Raw genomic sequence first — 18509 nt, 5'->3', positions numbered from 1 at the left:
TTTTTTTTAACATAATTTTACGAAGGTTATAAATCGAAACCGTTTTCGAAAAAATTTATGTATTTTTTTTTCATCGGTTTAGTTTCATTGTTAATTTATAATGCATTTGATTTTTTTTGATGAAGAAGCCGAATTTTGATTTTAAGAAAAAAGCTTGATTTTTTTTAGGTTTGATGAAAAAACAAACAAGTAATTTACAAAATCAATAAACCAAAAAAGATGCTTATTTTTGCTGACTATGAAACATTTTCCAGAAAATCTATCCGCTAAACTTGAGATTCGAAAGCAAAATAATGCTTTACGACAATTGCCTTTGTCAAGTAAAAGGATTGATTTTGCTTCCAATGATTATTTAGGATTAGCTAAATCAGAAATTATTTTCAATGAAACACACGAGTTTTTAATTGATAATAAAATCATTCAAAATGGAGCAACTGGCTCGCGATTGTTATCTGGAAATCATAAATTGTATCAAGAAACAGAAGATTTGATAGCTAAGTTCCACCACTCGGAAACTGCTCTGATTTTTAATTCGGGATATGATGTCAATGTTGGATTCTTTGGCTCGGTTCCACAAAAGGGCGATTTAGTTCTATACGATGAATTGTGTCACGCTTCTATTCGTGACGGAATTCAACTATCGAATGCCAAAGCCTATAAATTCGATCACAATGATTTTGAAGATTTAGAAAAGTTAATTTTACGGAATCCAGACACCAATATTTATCTTGTTACGGAATCTGTTTTTTCTATGGATGGCGATTGTCCAGATTTGGAAGAATTAGTTTTGCTTTCGGATAAACACCACTGTTATTTAGTGGTTGATGAGGCGCATGCTTTGGGAGTTTTTGGTATAAAAGGTGAGGGATTTGTTCAAATGCTAGGCTTGCAAGATCACGTTTTTGCCCGAATTATGACTTTTGGAAAAGGATTGGGTTGTCATGGAGCAGCGATTTTAGGTTCGGTTGAATTAAAAGATTATTTGGTAAATTTCGCCCGAAGTTTTATTTATACCACAGGGCTTTCACCACATTCCGTTGCCACGATTCTGGTTGCGTACCAGCATTTAAAAAAAGATTCGGCTTCAATTTTAAAATTAAGAGAAAACATTGTTTTTTTTAATCAGCAGAAAAATCTGCTGAGTTTAAAACCACTTTTTGTCCGAAGCAAATCAGCCATACAATCAGCTATTATTCCTGGAAATGAAAAAGTCAAAACAATCGCCAACCAATTGCAGGAAAAAGGATTTGATGTCAAAGCGATACTTTCGCCTACGGTTCCCGAAGGTCAAGAACGTCTGCGTTTTTGTTTGCACAGTTATAATTCAGAAGAAGAAATCTCTGAAGTGTTGCATTTGTTGAGTACTTTTGTTTTTACGGCAAACGGATGATTCTGATTTGACGGATTATCGCTGATCTTTAAATTTTAAAAAGCTAATTTATTGCAAGAAAATAAAGTGAAACTATTTTTGACTTAGTGAATCGTTGTAAAACAGAAAAATTTATGAAATTATTTATAACAGGAATTGGAACCGATGTGGGTAAAACCATCGCGTCAGCCATCATAACAGAAGCTTTAGAAGCCGATTATTGGAAACCCATTCAAGCAGGAGATTTAGAAAACTCCGATAGCCATAAGGTCAAATCATTTTTGTCTAATAAAAAGACAGTGATTCATCCTAATAGTTATGCTTTGAATACTCCGGCAAGTCCGCATTTTGCTGCTGAATTGGACCGAATTACGATTGATTTAAATAAAATCATTGAACCCAAAACAGAGAATCATTTGGTTGTAGAGGGCGCAGGAGGTGTTTTTGTTCCTTTAAATTCAAATGATTGCGTTATAGATTTGATTCAGCCCGATTATAAAGTGATATTGGTTTCCAGGCATTATTTAGGAAGTATCAATCATACTTTATTGACCATTGAAGCTTTGCAAAACAGAAAGATAGCAATTGCTGGAATTGTTTTTTCTGGCGATGAAAATAAAGCTACGGAAGAAATAATCGGGAGTAAAACTGGTGTAAAATGCATTGGAAGAATAGAACAAGAACCCTATTTTGATAAAAATGTAATTAAGGAATACGCAGACCGATTTAGTGAAAATCTTTTGAATTTATAATTATGAGTATAACAAATATTCCCCCTTCGGGGGTTAGGGGGCTCATAGAAAGAGACTGCCAATACCTTTGGCATCCGTACACCCAGCACAAAACTGCAGCGTTGCCAATTGCTATTAAAAAAGGCAAAGGCGCTTTGCTATGGGACGAAAATAACAAAGAATACATTGACGCTATCGCTTCTTGGTGGGTGAATCCTTATGGACATTCTAATACATTTATTGCCGATGCGATTTACAAACAGCTCACGACATTAGAACATGTGTTGTTCGGCGGATTTACACACGAACCCGCTATTTTGGTAGCTGAGAAGTTGATGGGAATATTACCAAAAAACCAACAAAAAATATTCTTTTCAGATAACGGATCAACTGCTGTTGAGGTTGCAATTAAGGTAGCTTTGCAGTATTTCTTTAACAAAGGAGAAAAGAGAACTACTATAATTGCTTTCGAAAATGCTTTTCATGGTGACACTTTTGCGGCCATGGCGGCGAGTGGAATTTCTTTTTACACACAAGCTTTTCAGGGAATGTTTATTGATGTGGTTCGGATTCCGGTTCCTGTAAAAGGAAAAGAACAAGAAAGTTATGATGCGTTACAATTAATTATAAAAAACCAGAATTGCGCTGGTTTTATTTTTGAGCCATTGGTTCAGGGAGCCGCAGGAATGGTAATGTATGATCCGGAGTCATTAGATGAATTGATGCGAATCTGTCAGAAAAATAATGTGCTTACTATTGCTGATGAAGTAATGACAGGTTTTGGAAAAACCGGCAAAACTTTTGCGACGGATTTTTTGGTCGAAAATCCAGATATGATGTGTTTGTCCAAAGCGTTGACCGGAGGAACAATTCCTATGGCGATTACTACTTTTACTCAGGAATTATTCGATGCTTTTTATGATGATGATATCAATAAAGCGTTGTTTCACGGACATACATTTACAGCAAATCCTACTGGTTGTGCGGCGGCTTTGGCCAGTTTAGAATTGTTGCAAAGCAATGAAATGCAAGCGAATATTATTAGAGTAAATAAAAGCCATCTGAACTTTCAAGAACATATAAAAAACCATCCGAAAGTAACTACAACTCGTGTGCTCGGAGTCATTTTTGCATTAGAAATAAAAACGGAAAGTTCCGCCAGTTACTATGGAACTTTGCGCAACAAACTCTATGATTTTTTTATCGAAAACGGAGTAATTCTGCGTCCTGTTGGTAATATTGTATACATTTTGCCTCCTTACATTATTACAGACGAGCAATTAAAAAAAGTGTATCAAGTAGTCGAAAATGCATTAGAAATTGTCTAATTTTTAGCCACAATTTCTGCGGATCAAACGGATTAAACGGATGTTCACAGATTAAAAAATCCGATTTTATCTGCTAAGATACGTGTTGTCTGCGTGTTATTTTTTCACGACGACGCACACTGAAAATTCATTAAGATTGATTTCTGTTTTTTAGGCCGCAGATTGAACAGATTGAACGGATTTTCATAGATCGAAAGAATAAAAATCCACTTTTATCATTAGTATCTGTGCCCTCAGTGTACCAATTTGATGAAAAACTTTACGACCTTTGCCGCTAAACAACAGTACTATTTTGTCTAAAACAATCTCTATAACCGCTATAGCTTCCATTTCACCTTTGGGTACTGACTCAAAAACAATTTGGGAAAATTATCTCAATGAAAATCATTGTTTTACGGAACACATTTTAGACCATAAAAAAACTTTCGTTGCTATGTTGCTCGATGATTTAGAGCAAGTTATTTTGGATTTGCGAGCTTCAGACAGTAAATATAAATCCTTGGACAAATCGGTTTTGTATGCTATGGCATCTTCACGACAAGCGATGAAAAATGCGGGCTGGACTTCAAATGACGTTTTCGGAATCAATATTGGTTCGTCGCGTGGTGCCACTGATTTATTTGAAAAACACTACCAGGAATATTTAAGAACTGGAAAAGCACAAACTTTAGCTTCTCCAACGACGACTTTGGGAAATATTTCCTCTTGGGTCGCTCATGATTTGCAAAGTTCGGGACCTGAAATTTCACATTCTATTACGTGTTCTACTGCTTTGCACGCTGTATTAAACGGAGTGGCTTGGCTTCGAGCAGGAATGGCAGATAAATTTCTGGTCGGCGGCAGTGAAGCGCCTTTAACTGATTTTACGATTGCTCAAATGCGCGCTTTGAAAATTTATTCGAATAGCACAGAAGAATATCCGAATCGAGCACTTGATTTAGAAAAGAAACAAAACACCATGGTTCTTGGCGAAGGTGCCGGCATTTGTTGTCTGGAAATTGGAAAAAAAGAAAACGCATTGGCTTACATTGAAGGAATTGGTTATGCTACGGAGATTTTAGAACACAATATTTCTATTTCTGCGGAAGCGATTTGTTTACAGAAATCGATGCAAATGGCGTTGCAAAATATTGATTTGTCAGAAGTTAATGCTATTGTGATGCACGCTCCGGGAACCATCAGAGGAGATTTGACGGAATATAAAGCGATACAGAAAGTTTTTGGCGAAAGTCTACCTTTATTAACTACTAATAAATGGAAAATAGGGCACACTTTTGGAGCCTCAGGTATTTTGAGTATGGAACTTGCTATTTTGATGATGCAACATAATAAATTTATAGGAGTTCCTTTTGCAGAAGTACAAATACAAACAAAGCCCATAAAAAAAGTACTGATAAATGCGGTTGGTTTTGGTGGAAACGCGGTGAGTATACTTTTGAGTTTGTAATTATTCAATTTATAGGATGCGTACTTTTAAAAATAGTTAACCACGAACCACTCTAATTTGCTCTGATTTTTAAAAAATGGGCAAAGGAATTCGTGGAAATTGTTGTAATTCGTGACTGAAATAATTTAGGTAGTTATTAGTTAAGGGTCGTCATGAATTTTAAAATTGGTGCTAAACCGTTACATCCATTTCATCTGTGTTTGAATTCTCAAGCTCTTTTGCTTTTTCGTAAACCAAATTACTCTCGAATCCTTTGCGCAACAAATAATCACAGAATTTTTTGCGTTTTTTTAGCACATTTTTTTCGGGAATGGATTGCCAGTTTCTTTCTGCAACGGTGTGAAAAGTGGATAGATATTCGGCAGTATCGATTTCTTTGAGTGCCAAATTGATATTGTACTGTGTGATTTTTCGAAATTTTAATTCGTTTACAATTCTAATTTTCCCCCAAAACTTAATCCGGTGTTTTCCTCTGGCGAAACTGCAGGCAAAGCGGCTTTCATTTAGGAAACTATCTTTGATCAGATGCACTAAAATAGTGTCGATTTCATCAGAATCCATTTTCATACTTCGTAATTTTTGCACGACTTCTTCGTGACAGCGCTCTTGATAGGCGCAGTAATACTCTATTTTATGGATGGCCTCTTTTACAGAAAAAACTGGATTCATTTTTTTGGTTTTACAGCAGTATTATTGAGCTTAAAGTTGATTGGTGCTATCAGTAATTTGATTTCAAAAATAAGCCTTTAAATCGATATTGCTCCAAATGGTAAACCGGTATTTAATTTTTTTGTTTTTATAAAAAAAACCTATTGTCATATTATTAGCAATAAACGCTGTTATAAAACGAGTTAGATTAAAAAAAATGATTTTTAAAAGGTTGAAAAGTAGAAATTAGAACTGCTTAAATATGTATTTCAACCGATTATTAAGTACTTGGTCGATTAAATTGCGGGTTGTATATAATCAGAAGCTAACTTGCATCTGTAGCTATATTTTTGCTTTTTTTCAAGTAAAAAATTTTATTAAATGTAGCGATACAATAAATAAATAATACGATATGAATAAAAAAATACTTTCATTAAATACTAGATTTCTTCTTTTTGTTTTTTTTATGTTGTTGTCTCTGGTATCTAATGGACAAACAACTCTTCTTCAATTTAATTTTGAAGGACGCTCAGCTAATCCAAATATAAATAATACAGCAGGTACTCCTACAAGCGTTTCTGTTGGTGTTGGAAATAATGATTTTGTTAACGATAATACTTGTGGAAGTGGAATTTCATCATCACTAACGGGTAATTCTTGGAATGTTAATGCTTATTATCGAATAGCTGTTAATACTACTGGGTTTGCCAACATGACTTTTTCTTACTGTAATAAAACAACTAATACTAATATAAATAGTTTTGATATTCGTTATAGTATTGATAATGGTGCAACTATAACTTCGATTGCGCCTGCTTATGTCCCAACAACTACAGGAGGAACTAATAGTTGTGTATTGCCTGTTGCGGCTAATAACCGACCAAATGTTTTGATTTATATTTATAAATCAAATGATGCTGGTTCTGCTAATACTTCATTGTTAGTAGATAATGTTACTTTAAATGGCCATAGAATCCCGACAATATCCAGCTTTACTCCAAATACTTCATGTGCTGCATCCGGAACTTCTGTTGTCATTACTGGTTCAAATTTTACTGGTGCAACCGCAGTAAAATTTAATGGTGTGGATGCGGTTTTTACAGTAAATAGCAATACACAAATAACGGCCCAATTACCTGTCACAGCCACTACTGGAGCTATAACTATAACTACCCCTGGTGGTACAGCAACAAGTTCAACTAATATTTCTCTAGTGCCACCACAAGGAGATCAAGTTATTTATGGTACAGGTTCTTGGATAGGTTTTGTGTATGCTAATACAAACGGAGGTAATCCGCCAACTAATGCCTTTAGTACAAACTATAGAGGTTATGTTACACAAACGGAGAATTTTGATTTAAATTTAGTTGACGGATCGCTTTCGGGACCTAATCTCTGTGGTAGTTATGCTGATAATTTTGCGGTACGATTTAAAATGAATAGAAATTTGCCAGCAGGTTGTTACACTTTTACAGTTGGTGGTGATGATGGATATCGTTTAAGTTTAGACGGAGGTCTTACTTACGTTGTAAATAATTGGGGTGCTCATTCGTATGTCGAAACAACCTACACGGTTTATCTAAGCGGTAATACTAATTTTGTATTAGAATATTTTGAAAACTTAGGACAGTCAAGATTACGATTTTCATCCGTATTTTCATCACTTGTAACGCCTACTGCAGGAACAGTTAATCAGCCCAATTGTGTCGTTACAACAGGAAATGTTCCTTTAAGCGGTTTGCCAGCTTCGGGCACTTGGACAATTATTGCCAGTCCAAATACTACTGGCTTGACAGGATTAACGGGTACGGGAGGAACTACGACTGTTGGAGGCTTGGTAGCAGGAACAACTTATACTTTTGCGGTTTCCAATACAACTTGTACTTCGCCAGTTACCTCTAATGTTGTTGTTGATAACGTCGTAACTACAACCTTTAATGGTTCAACTTGGACTTCTGTACCAACGATATCAAAAATAGGAATTATAGCAGCTCCCTCAGCTTCACCTATTACGATCTCAAGCAATACGGAATTGTGTTCTTGCACAGTGAATACAAATTCAAAAATAATTGTAAATCAAAATGTCACACTTAAGCTTCAAGATAAACTTACGATTAATGGAAGTGGCACTTTAACTTTTCAAAATAATGCGAGTCTCATACAAATAAATAATATTGGTAATTCGGGTAATATAATTTACGAACGAGAAACAGCTCCTATTAAGCGATACGATTACACCTATTGGTCATCCCCAGTTTCAAACCAGAAATTGATTGATGTTTCTCCTAATACGGATTATGATAAATTTTATTCTTTTAATGCTACAATTGATAATTGGAAACAGGAAAATCCACAAGATTTCATGCAAAGAGGAATAGGGTATATTATTAGAGCACCAGAGAATATCTCTGCGCCACCAGCACCATTAGGGGTGTATCAAGCTAATTTTGTGGGAGTTCCATTTAATGGACCGTTGGCAATTACTGGAATTAGCCAGGACAGATCTTATCTTTTAGGGAATCCATATCCTTCGGCATTATCTGCAGATAGATTTTTAAATGCTAATAGTTCCGTACTAGATGGAACACTGTATTTCTGGACGCACAATACCGCTATAGGAATTGGTGTTAGTAATCCAGGATCGGGTGTTTATGCGTATTCATCCGATGATTATGCTACCTATAATCTTACGGGTGGGGTTGGAACCGGGACTGGTAATTCCGTAAATAATGTAGAGCAAACAATCAATAAACCAAGTGGAAGAATAGCAGCAGGTCAAGCTTTTTTCACTAGCAGCAAACTAAGTCCAACCGGTACAATTATTGACTTTAATAATAGTATGAGGCTGGATGTAAACGGTGCTACATTAAATAATGATCAGTTTTTTAAAGTAAAAAATGCAACAAAAAAGACAAATACTCTTGAGCGAAACCGTGTTTGGTTAAACCTTACCAATACCCAAGGTGCGTTTAAACAAATGTTAGTAGGGTATGTCACCAATGCTACTGACGGTTTTGACTCTTCCTTTGATGGGCCAAGTTATAATGGGAATGATTTTATTGATTTCTATAGTATTAGTGATGATGTAGCAATGACCATTCAAGGCAGGATTTTGCCATTTGACGAAAATGACAGTGTTCCATTGGGATACAGTTCTGTTATAGAAGGTGTTTTTTCAATTAGTATTGATGAGGTCGATGGCGTATTTGCGTCTCAAAATATTTATCTTGAGGATAAGTTCAGCAACAGCATTCACGATTTGAAAAAAGCGGCATATAGTTTTGAAACAGCAACAGGAACTTTTGATGATCGTTTTGTACTGCGTTATACAGATAAAAAATTGGGTGTTGGAGATTTTGTTACTACTGGTACGGAAGTTTTGGTATCGGTGAAAAACAAGCGGATAAAAATCAATTCATCAGTACAATCAATCGATAAAGTTTTTATTTATGATATGCTGGGCAAAAAATTATACGAAAAAATTAATGTTGAAAATATGGAACTTGTAATCCCTAATTTAGGTTCAAGTGAACAATTTTTAATTGTAAAAACAGTGTTGCAAAATGGGAATGTGGTAACTGCAAAAACGATTTACTAAAAAAACTTAAAGTAATAGGTTTTAAGCCCATTTTGTTTTAATAAAATGGGCTATTTTATGTTAATTATTTTTTGAAATTTATCCTGGGTTCTCCTCGTTTAATTATTTAATAAAGAAAGGTGCTTTTTAACGAATAAAACTGCTGTTTAACGGTTTAATTTTGATTTTATAATAATTTTATGTGCTTTTGTTAAATTAAACCTTTGTTAAATGCCAATTTGCGCAGCAGGTTTCAATTTAAATTCCAAAACAACTTATGATCAAGAGATTATTGCCTCATTTTTCTTTTTTTTTGATAAAAAATCTAATTTCTTTCCAAATTAAAAATCTCTTAAATAATATTTTTCAGAGGCATAATTCAACCGATACTTCACAACCATTAAGTCTTTTATTTCCAGCTAAAATCATCAACGATAATATCAGGAAGCACGTGTTTGTTTGTATGTTGTTTTTTACTTTTTCATTCATTAATGCTGCTACAAGAACTAGTACTGCTGTCGGAGGAACATGGGCAACTGGCTCTACTTGGGTTGGAGGTGTGGCACCAATAACGGGGGATGATGTTATTATTGCAACAACCGGAGCAAATTCAGTTACAGTAGGAACAAGTACCAGTATTGTAAATGTCACTATTAATGCAGGGGCAACTTTAAATATAGCCAATAGAACACTCACTACCACTGGATTCTTTGTAAACAACGGAACGCTGACGGGAACAACAGGAATTATTGCGCTGACTGGTAATTTTACAAATTCAGGTAATTTTACCCTGACTACTGGTCGCTTAACCATTGCAACTGGAAATTTCAATAACTCTGGAAATTTTACATTGTCAGGAACGGGAAGACTAATGTTAGGAGGAAATTATAGCACTTCTGGGACTATTACACTTTCGAGTTCAGAAGTTCAATTCACGGGAACCGCAAACCAAACCATACAAGGATTTACCACAACAGGAACAGTTACTACGCTCAAAACGGGTGGAGTAGTGACATTAATAGGCAATGTAAGTGGAGCTGGATTAACGGTCAATGGTTCGGGAGGAACATTACATCTTGGTGTTGGATTGACGCATACTTTTTCAGGAATATGGACAAGATCTGCGGGAACCGGTATATTGAATTGCGGGTCGAGTCTTGTAAAAATTGGGGGAAGTGTTTCAGGAACAGGAGGTGCATTCATAGCAGGAACAGGAACGGTCGATTATTATAGATTAGGTAATCAAACAACTGCAGTTGTTGCTTACAACAATCTAATACTATCAGGTACAGGTATAAAAACATTTGCAACGACCCCAACAGTAAATGGAAAACTTACACTAGCAGGAACAGCAACTGTTGTAGTGTCGTCAGGAGTTGTTACTTACGGTTCAAATGCAACATTAGAATACAACACTACAAATGCAAGAACGGTTACATCTGAAGAATGGATAACTCCATTCACCGCCTCTGGAGGAGTTATTATTAATAGCAGTTTATTAATTACTTTAAATTTGGCTAAAACGTTCAACAATTCAGTTCCTTTAACGGTAAATAGTGGCGGAAAGTTAGATTTGTCTACTGTTTTGTTGACTTTAAATGGAGATCTTATCAATAATAGCGGGAGTGTAACGGGAACTACAGGCGGTGTTGCGATAGCTGGGACAGCAAATCAAAGCATTGGAGCTTTTTCAACGACAGGAACAATATCTATGTTAAAAACTGCAGGTACAGCAACTTATACAGGTGCTGTCAGCGGAGGTGCATTAACAATTAATGGAACTGGGGGAACTTTAAATCTAGGTTCAGGATTGATACATAATTTGACAGGTATTGTAACTTTTACAAACGGAATATTAAATGGTGGTTCAAGCAGTCTTAACGTTAATGCAAATAGTGTTACAGCTTGGAATGGTACAGGAACTAATTTTATAGCAGGAAATGGAACCGTAAACTTTAGCGGAATTGCACAGACATTGGCAGCAGCATCGACATTCAATAACTTGATATTTTCAAATTCCGGGTTAAAAACGCTAAATGGTATTCCTACAATAAATGGTTTTCTTTCAATGGAAGGAACAGCAACGGTTTCAGCAGTTCCAAATTATGGTTCTGCGGCTAAGCTTCAATATAATAGAAGTGTGTCTCAGGTTTCTGGTTTAGAGTGGAGAACTCCATTTGCAGCAACTGGCGGAGTTATGGTAATGAATACAGGAATAATAACGGTAAGCGGGATTAAAACTTTTGGAGCTTCTTCGCCTCTTACGATTGCTAACGGAGCAACTTTAGATAACGGAGGTTTTGTAATTTCGGGAGGATCAACATTATCGGTTCTTACTGACGGGTTATTAAAACTTACTGCTACAAGTGCCTTTCCTTCATTTACAAATACAGCTCTGAATGCGATAAGTAAAGTGGAGTACAGTGGAGATGTTCAGACGGTTGCAACACAGGTCTACGGGAACTTGATTCTTAGTGGTGCAGGGAATAAAACCTTTCCTGCTGCAACAATTATAGCAGGGGATTTAAAAATTACCGGATCAGCGGTCGCATTATTTTTAACTGGTTTCTCTTCTTCGCAAACCTTAACATTTGGAATTACAACACAAAGTATCGGCTCATGGGGAGGTACTGGTTCAGCAGCAACAAACAGGGATGTGATTCGGTTTGGTTCTACCACAACAGGTATTTTGAATGTAAAGCTTTCATGTGCAGAAGGAACATGGTTAGGTAGTTTGAGTTCTAATTGGAATACAGCAGAAAATTGGTGTGGTGGAATATTACCATCTGCCACTACTGATGTTGTAATACCAGTTGCAGCAACAAATCAACCCACTTTGGGTACAAATACGAGTGTGCGAAATATAACTATTTCTAATGGTGCGGTTTTAATTATTTCAGGATTAAGTACCTTAAATGTAAGTGGGAACTGGACTAATAATGGAACTTTTATACCTGATATTAGTACGGTAAATTTTAATGGATCTTTGCCTCAAATAGTCGAAGGGACAACAGCTTCTACTTTTTATAATTTCACGAACTTGAATATACTTTCAATCGTTACAGCAGCAAAAGGAATTACAGTAAACAATATATTGAATATTACCAATCCGTCATCAGTGCTTGATATGGCTACTTTTGTATTAATTGGAGGAGATACTTTTTCAAATGCGGGTAATGGACAAATTATAACATCTAATAGTGCAGCTACTCCAATTCCTACAGGTAAAACTTGGACCTGCAAAGTGATTTATAATAATTCAGCGGGTGGTCAAACTATCGTTGGTGGGACTTATAACGGAACACCTTCTCTTGAATTGAAAAACATTTCAGGAAATCAAACCGCATCTGGCAATATTAGTACGGGTGATAAATTGAATATTGCGGTTGGTGGCACACCTTCATTTGATATGAATGGTTTTAACTTAACATCCAACACATTAAATATTTCAACAGTTGGTGCCATACTGGATATGAAAAACGGTAATTTATCGTATAATATTTTAGATTCCATGGACGGTACAATCCGTTTTTCAGGTGCTTCTAATGGGTTATCATTCCCTTCAGGTACTGTTGATTATTACGGTGTAGGACAAACGGTAGCTGGAGGAAATTATTACAATATTCTTTTTTCCGGTATTGGAGGGAGTTATACTATCGCTAATAATATTGATGTTGCTAACACATTTAATGTTACTAAGGGAGATGTATCTGTTAATGATTCTGTTTCTTTAAACCTTAATAGTGCAGTAACAGTGTTTTCTCCTGGAACACTGACTTTACAAAATAATTCAAGTTTAGTCCAAACTACTTTTACAGGAAATAATGTTGGGAACATTATAGTAAGAAGAAATACAACTCCAATTGTTTTAGATGATTTCACCTATTGGTCTTCACCAACAAATGGAACACAAACATTACTTGATTTTTCGCCAAACACTCAGAGCGACAAGTATTTTATTTACAATAATGATTGGGCTAATGTAAATGCATTCATAACCGTTTTTGCTCCCGGAATAGGATATGCCATCCGAGCAGAAGGAACATTGATTCCGCCTGGCATGCCTGCTGTTGATGATTCTTTAAAGTTTATTGGAGTACCTAACAATGGTACAATTGAAATTCCGTTGACGGTCAGAACATCAGATGGTGTAGGGGAGCGATTGATAGGAAATCCATATCCTTCTGCTATAGATGCGGATGCTTTTATCAATGCCAACCTTTTGGGAACGGGGACAATCAACCAAACCATTACAGGAACTTTATATTTTTGGACACACAATCACACTTTGTCAGGCAATGATTATTTAGCTTCGGACTATGCCACTTATAATTTATTTGGAGCTGTTGGTGTAAGTTCGGGAACAGGAAATTTAACTAATCCAAATCAGTATATTGCATCTGGTCAAGGATTTTTTGTTGAGAATGATTTTGTAGGCAACGTTACCTTTGACAACAGCATGCGAGTTATTTCAAACAATACTAACTTCTACAGACAGAAGAAAACCAAAAATACACAAGAAGACAGGCATAGAATTTGGCTGAAATTACAAAAAGGGACAGGTGATTTGACCGGAACATTAGTGGGTTATGGTTCGAATTCGACCAATGATTTTGACCCTGGATATGATAGTTATGTGTATGATGAGAACCAAACTTTTTCGCTATATAGTTTTATTGGAACAGCAAAGATGGCGATTCAAAGTAAAGCTTTGCCGTTTGTAGATACCGACGTAATTCCTATTGGTTACAGTATAAATGTTGCCGGAAATGCAATAATCAGCATCGATAAAGTGGATGGATTATTTTCAGACAATCAAAACATTTATTTAAAAGATAAAGTATTAAATGTATTTCACAATTTAAAAGAAGACCCATACAGTTTCAGTTCTGAAAAAGGTACTTTTAATGAGCGTTTTGAACTGCGTTTTACGGATAAAACTCTGGCGTCAGCTGATTTTGAATTAAATGACAGCAGCATTCTGATTGCTAAAGATAAAAATGAATTAAAGATAAAATCAGAAATTGAAACTATAAATAGAATTACTGTTTATGATTTGCTGGGGAAAAAAGTATTTGACAAAGTTGCCGTGAATTCTAATGAGTTCCAAACTTCTACTATTAAACTTAGCAATCAAGTGGTCGTGGTGAAATTGACGTTAGCTAATGGAAAGGTAATTTCTAAAAAAGTTGTTTATTAAAAATTGATATTTCATTTTCCAGTCATATTGGAAGTCCCATTCTGCTTGTTCAGAATGGGATTTTTTTTTGACTTTAAATAAAAAAGTACTCCTATTGATGTTTGAATTTTCAGATGTAAATATCACTAAATGTGGGTATTGCGATAAAGAAAGTTTGTGTCTACATTTATAAAAGTTATCTCGACTGTTTCTTATGAAATGAGTTTTAACAAAAAAATAGATCATATTTAAATTATTCGATATGGAAAATAATTATTTATTACAGTTGTGAATTTCCGCAGTGTTCAGGTAAACGGAATCAGTTTAATTTTAAATATAGTTGCGCGATACTTCGCTATTTTTTTCATCTTTCTTTTTAGCAACGTAGCTTTTTCACAACAGGGTAAGTCAGATGTAACATTCAATACCTATGATGACGGTTTGCTGGGCGACGGTTTTGATGGAACAGTCAGAACAGTCGCTTTGCAAACGGATGGAAAATTGATTGTTGGAGGTGAGTTTTTAAATTTTAATGGTACCGCAACTTCATTCTTATGCCGACTGTTATCAGACGGCTCCAAAGATCTTTCATTCAATTTAGGTTCCGGAATCAATGGCAAAGTATATTGTGCCATAATACAACCGGATGGGAAGATTATTTTAGGAGGTTCTTTTACAAGCTTTAACAGCGCAAATGCATCACGTCTGGTTCGGATAAATAGTGATGGTTCGCTAGATACTACTTTTAATACTGCAATTGCAGCGAGTTCAGGGGTAATGTACTCAATCTCTTTACAAACGGATGGAAACCTGATTGTTGTAGGCAGTTTTACTAAGTATAATGGTGTTAATTCTAATCGGGTTGCTCGGATTTTGCCAAACGGAAATTTAGATCCAACATTTGCAATCGGAGATGGTGCCAATTCACTTGTTGAGGAAGTTCAAATTCAACAAGACGGGAGGATCATTCTGGGAGGATCATTTCTTTCATTTAATAAAATTCCGTGCGGCAAAATAATTCGATTGAATACCGATGGAACTGTTGATACTACTTTTGTGCAAGGAACAGGTTTTAATGGAGATGTATCTGCTCTTACAACTCAGCCTGATGGGAAGATTTTAGTGGGTGGAGCTTTTTTAGAATTCAATGATGTTACTGCCGGTAGAATAATTCGGTTGAATCCTGATGGGAGTATCGACGGCTCCTTTATTTCCGGATCAGGATTTAGTAATGGTGTGGTTGAAGTTATAAAAGTAAATGCTTCCGGTTCTATTATGATCGGGGGTTCCTTTACGGGAACTTATAATGGAACAGATATTAATAGAGTAATTTTTTTGGATAGTTCTGGAGGGATAAATTTAGGATTTGATATTGGTTCCGGACCGCATAATGGTACAGTGAATGCGATTACAGAGGATTTAACGAACTCTTATTACTTTGGCGGCTCATTTACTGTTTTCGATTCCCAGATTCAAGGTCGATTAGCTAGAATAGATGGTTCTGGAACTTTAGATTTTGGTTATCTCACCGCCGGAGTGGGTTTTGATAATTCTGTTTTAAAAGTAATTGCCTTAGCAGGTAATAAAACGATGGCTTTCGGAAATTTCACCAAATTCAACGGAACGATATGTAACAGAATTACGCGGTTGTCTGAAGACGGTACGATTGATTCTTCTTTTAATAGTTCTGGAACCGGTGCAAATAACACTATTAAAACCGCTGTTATACAAACAGATGGGAAAGTTGTTTTTGCAGGTGTTTTTACAAATTACAATGGTATTGTCAGAAACAGAATAGCGAGAATTTTGGTAAATGGAGAAATTGATGCGACTTTCTCCATTACAGCGGGCTTCAATAATCAAGTATATGCCTTATTGTTACAGCCAGATGGAAAAATAATTGTCGCCGGGAATTTCACAAGCTACAATGGAGTTTTGGTGAACCGAATAGTAAGGTTATTACCTGATGGAACTTTGGATTCTAGTTTTACAATTGGTTCTGGAGCCGATGCTATCGTAGACTGTATTTTGTTACAGCCAGACGGAAAGATTGTTTTGGGCGGCCAGTTTTTTTTTTTAATGGGATTTCGTATAATCGGATGGTTCGGTTGAATACAGACGGGAGTGTAGATTCGGGATTTTCAATTGGAGTCGGTTTTGACAAAAATGTGTTTTCAGTCGCGTTACAGTCAGACAATAAAATGATCGTAGGCGGGACATTTACAAGTTACAAAAGCGTTCCCACAAAAAGACTTTTGAGATTGAATAGTGATGGGAGTTTAGACACCTCTTTTGCAACAGGTTTAGGCTTTAGCAATGGTGAAATTAGAGCTATAGTAATCGAACCCGATGATCGATTATTAATTGGTGGAACGTTTTCTGGAACATACAACGGAACAGCTGTAAAGCGCATGGTTCGCCTGCTTGCAAGCGGAGTTTATGACAATACATTTTCAGTGAATTTAAACAATACGCTGTACAGTATTTGTTTTACTCCAAATAATAAAGTGCTTATCGGTGGGAATTTTAATTCCGTTTCGGGTGTAACAAAACATCGTGTGGCTAGGATAAAGCTTTGTACAAATAGCTCTAATTGGAATGGGATTTCTTGGAGTAATGGAATGCCATCAGCTGAAAAAACACTTTTTTTTAATGAAAATCATACCTTATCAGCAACTGTAAATTCCTGTTCATGTACGATCAGTTCTGGAAAAACAGTTACAATTCCAGGCGGAAATACTTTAGGTTTGGTTTTCGATTATTCTGGTTCAGGCACATTGATTTTAGAAAATAATGCAGCATTGCATCAATCCGAAGACCAAGTAAGTAACTCCGGAATTATTCGATTGAAAAGAAAAACAACACCTATTCTGATAACAGATTATACTTATTGGTCATCGCCAGTTTCAAGTCAAAAATTGATTGATTTTTCCCCTGATACGGCTTCGGATAAGTTTTATTCCTTTGATGCCTTCAGTAATTCTTGGGTAAATGAGCTCGCTACAAATGTAATGTCCGTTGGCAAAGGCTACATTATTCGCGGGCCACAAACTTTTTCTGAAACTGTTGCAGCACGCCATGAAGCTGTTTTTATTGGAGTGCCAAATAATGGGGAGATATCAGTTCCCATTAGTATATCTGACACGTCAAATCTTATTGGCAATCCCTATCCTTCAGCGATAAATGCAGATTTGTTCATTAATAGGAACAAAGGAATTATGGACGGGACTATCTATCTTTGGACACATAATACTGAAATCACTAAAAATGTTTATACTTCAGATGATTATGCGGTTTATAACTTATTGGGAGGCATAGGTACAAGTGCTGCTACCAATTTGGGGGTTAATAATACAATTCCTGATGGTAAAATAGCTTCCGGGCAATCCTTTTTTGTGACCAGTATTAATGGTGGAGGACCAACCATTTTTGATAACAGCATGCGTGTGGTTGGGCAAAATGCTAACTTTTTTAAATCAAGTTCACCTAAAAAGTTAAAATCAAATGAGATTGAGAAACATCGTATTTGGTTAAATTTGAGTAATGCGGAAGGTGCTTTCAAACAAATTTTGATAGGATATGCAAGTGGAGCCACTAATGATTTTGATAGTTTGTTTGATGGCAAAAGTTTAGACGGTAACCAGTATCTAGATTTTTATAGCATCAATCAGGATAAGAATTTAGTCATTCAAGGAAGAGCGTTGCCATTTGAAGAAACAGATGAAATTAGATTGGGATTCAGAAGTACACTTGAGGGAACTTTTAGGATTAAAATTGATCAGGCAGATGGATTCTTATCCAATAAAAATGTTTTTATTGAGGATAAATTAAACAATAGTACTGTTAATATAACAAACGAAAGCTATGCTTTTACTTCAGTGGTGGGAACATTTGATAATCGCTTTGTATTGCGTTACATAGAAAAAACATTGACTTCAGATGAATTTGTAAAAGATAATGAATCCGTTTTTGTATCGAGTAAAAACAAACAGTTGCTAATAAACTCAACCAAAGAATTGATAGATGAGGTTACAATATACATTTTGGGAGGAAGAAAAATTTATCAAAAAAAGGAGATAAATGCTGCTAATTTATCGGTGTTGAACTTGCTGGTTGGGCACCAAGTCGTGTTAGTAAAACTTCTTTTGCAGGATGGTTATTCAGTTACCAAGAAAGTAATGCATTGAAATAAACTATAAAAAAACCATCCTGCGAGACAAGATGGTTTAA

The 18509-nt window shown here is 35.7% G+C and carries 9 protein-coding genes; 8 read left to right on the top strand and 1 reads right to left on the bottom strand.

Features of this window, described 5'->3' with window-relative positions; all coding sequences use genetic code 11:
* Window positions 1-238 precede the first annotated feature (238 nt).
* From ACP7AQ_RS01445 to ACP7AQ_RS01430, 4 genes are all read left to right on the top strand, one after another.
* The gene (locus ACP7AQ_RS01445; protein ID WP_426094113.1) at window positions 239-1390 is read left to right on the top strand and encodes an aminotransferase class I/II-fold pyridoxal phosphate-dependent enzyme; all 1152 of its coding nucleotides are present in this window, start codon (window positions 239-241) and stop codon (window positions 1388-1390) included.
* Window positions 1391-1503: 113 nt separating this feature from the next.
* Window positions 1504-2121: a dethiobiotin synthase gene (bioD, locus tag ACP7AQ_RS01440; RefSeq protein ID WP_426094112.1), complete on the top strand. Its 618-nt coding sequence runs from the start codon at window positions 1504-1506 to the stop codon at window positions 2119-2121.
* Between the two features lie 2 nt (window positions 2122-2123).
* Entirely contained in the window at window positions 2124-3428 is a 1305-nt protein-coding gene (gene bioA / locus ACP7AQ_RS01435) for an adenosylmethionine--8-amino-7-oxononanoate transaminase (protein ID WP_426094111.1), read from the top strand.
* A gap of 292 nt (window positions 3429-3720) precedes the next feature.
* Window positions 3721-4875: a beta-ketoacyl synthase N-terminal-like domain-containing protein gene (locus ACP7AQ_RS01430; RefSeq protein ID WP_426094110.1), complete on the top strand. Its 1155-nt coding sequence runs from the start codon at window positions 3721-3723 to the stop codon at window positions 4873-4875.
* A 171-nt stretch (window positions 4876-5046) separates the two neighbouring features.
* Here the strand turns inward: ACP7AQ_RS01430 and ACP7AQ_RS01425 are convergent, their stop codons facing one another.
* Window positions 5047-5544, bottom strand: a complete 498-nt coding sequence (locus tag ACP7AQ_RS01425) for a regulatory protein RecX (protein ID WP_426094109.1) — start codon at window positions 5542-5544, stop codon at window positions 5047-5049.
* Window positions 5545-5935: 391 nt separating this feature from the next.
* Here ACP7AQ_RS01425 and ACP7AQ_RS01420 point away from each other — a divergent pair, with 391 nt between their 5' ends.
* From ACP7AQ_RS01420 to ACP7AQ_RS01405, 4 genes are all read left to right on the top strand, one after another.
* Window positions 5936-9121: a T9SS sorting signal type C domain-containing protein gene (locus tag ACP7AQ_RS01420; protein ID WP_426094108.1), complete on the top strand. Its 3186-nt coding sequence runs from the start codon at window positions 5936-5938 to the stop codon at window positions 9119-9121.
* Between the two features lie 256 nt (window positions 9122-9377).
* Window positions 9378-14300: a T9SS sorting signal type C domain-containing protein gene (locus ACP7AQ_RS01415; RefSeq protein ID WP_426094107.1), complete on the top strand. Its 4923-nt coding sequence runs from the start codon at window positions 9378-9380 to the stop codon at window positions 14298-14300.
* A gap of 267 nt (window positions 14301-14567) precedes the next feature.
* Entirely contained in the window at window positions 14568-16391 is a 1824-nt protein-coding gene (locus ACP7AQ_RS01410) for a delta-60 repeat domain-containing protein (protein WP_426094106.1), read from the top strand.
* Window positions 16379-18466, top strand: a complete 2088-nt coding sequence (locus ACP7AQ_RS01405; protein ID WP_426094105.1) for a T9SS sorting signal type C domain-containing protein — start codon at window positions 16379-16381, stop codon at window positions 18464-18466. Before ACP7AQ_RS01410 ends, ACP7AQ_RS01405 begins: the two co-directional genes overlap by 13 nt.
* Window positions 18467-18509 lie beyond the last annotated feature (43 nt).

This window comes from Flavobacterium sp. DSR2-3-3, from assembly GCF_049896585.1.
In the GTDB taxonomy this organism is placed as follows: Bacteria; Bacteroidota; Bacteroidia; order Flavobacteriales; family Flavobacteriaceae; genus Flavobacterium.
Note: the sequence above shows the minus strand (reverse complement) of the source record. Positions and strands in the feature narration are given on the sequence as shown.

Bases quoted from the DNA above. Each gene is read 5' to 3' on its own strand.
- ACP7AQ_RS01445 (WP_426094113.1), top strand. From the start codon at position 239: ATGAAACATTTTCCAGAAAATCTATCCGCTAAACTTGAGATTCGAAAG.
- bioD (WP_426094112.1), top strand. From the start codon at position 1,504: ATGAAATTATTTATAACAGGAATTGGAACCGATGTGGGTAAAACCATC.
- bioA (WP_426094111.1), top strand. From the start codon at position 2,124: ATGAGTATAACAAATATTCCCCCTTCGGGGGTTAGGGGGCTCATAGAA.
- ACP7AQ_RS01425 (WP_426094109.1), bottom strand. From the start codon at position 5,544: ATGAATCCAGTTTTTTCTGTAAAAGAGGCCATCCATAAAATAGAGTAT.
- ACP7AQ_RS01420 (WP_426094108.1), top strand. From the start codon at position 5,936: ATGAATAAAAAAATACTTTCATTAAATACTAGATTTCTTCTTTTTGTT.
- ACP7AQ_RS01415 (WP_426094107.1), top strand. From the start codon at position 9,378: ATGATCAAGAGATTATTGCCTCATTTTTCTTTTTTTTTGATAAAAAAT.
- ACP7AQ_RS01405 (WP_426094105.1), top strand. From the start codon at position 16,379: ATGGTTCGGTTGAATACAGACGGGAGTGTAGATTCGGGATTTTCAATT.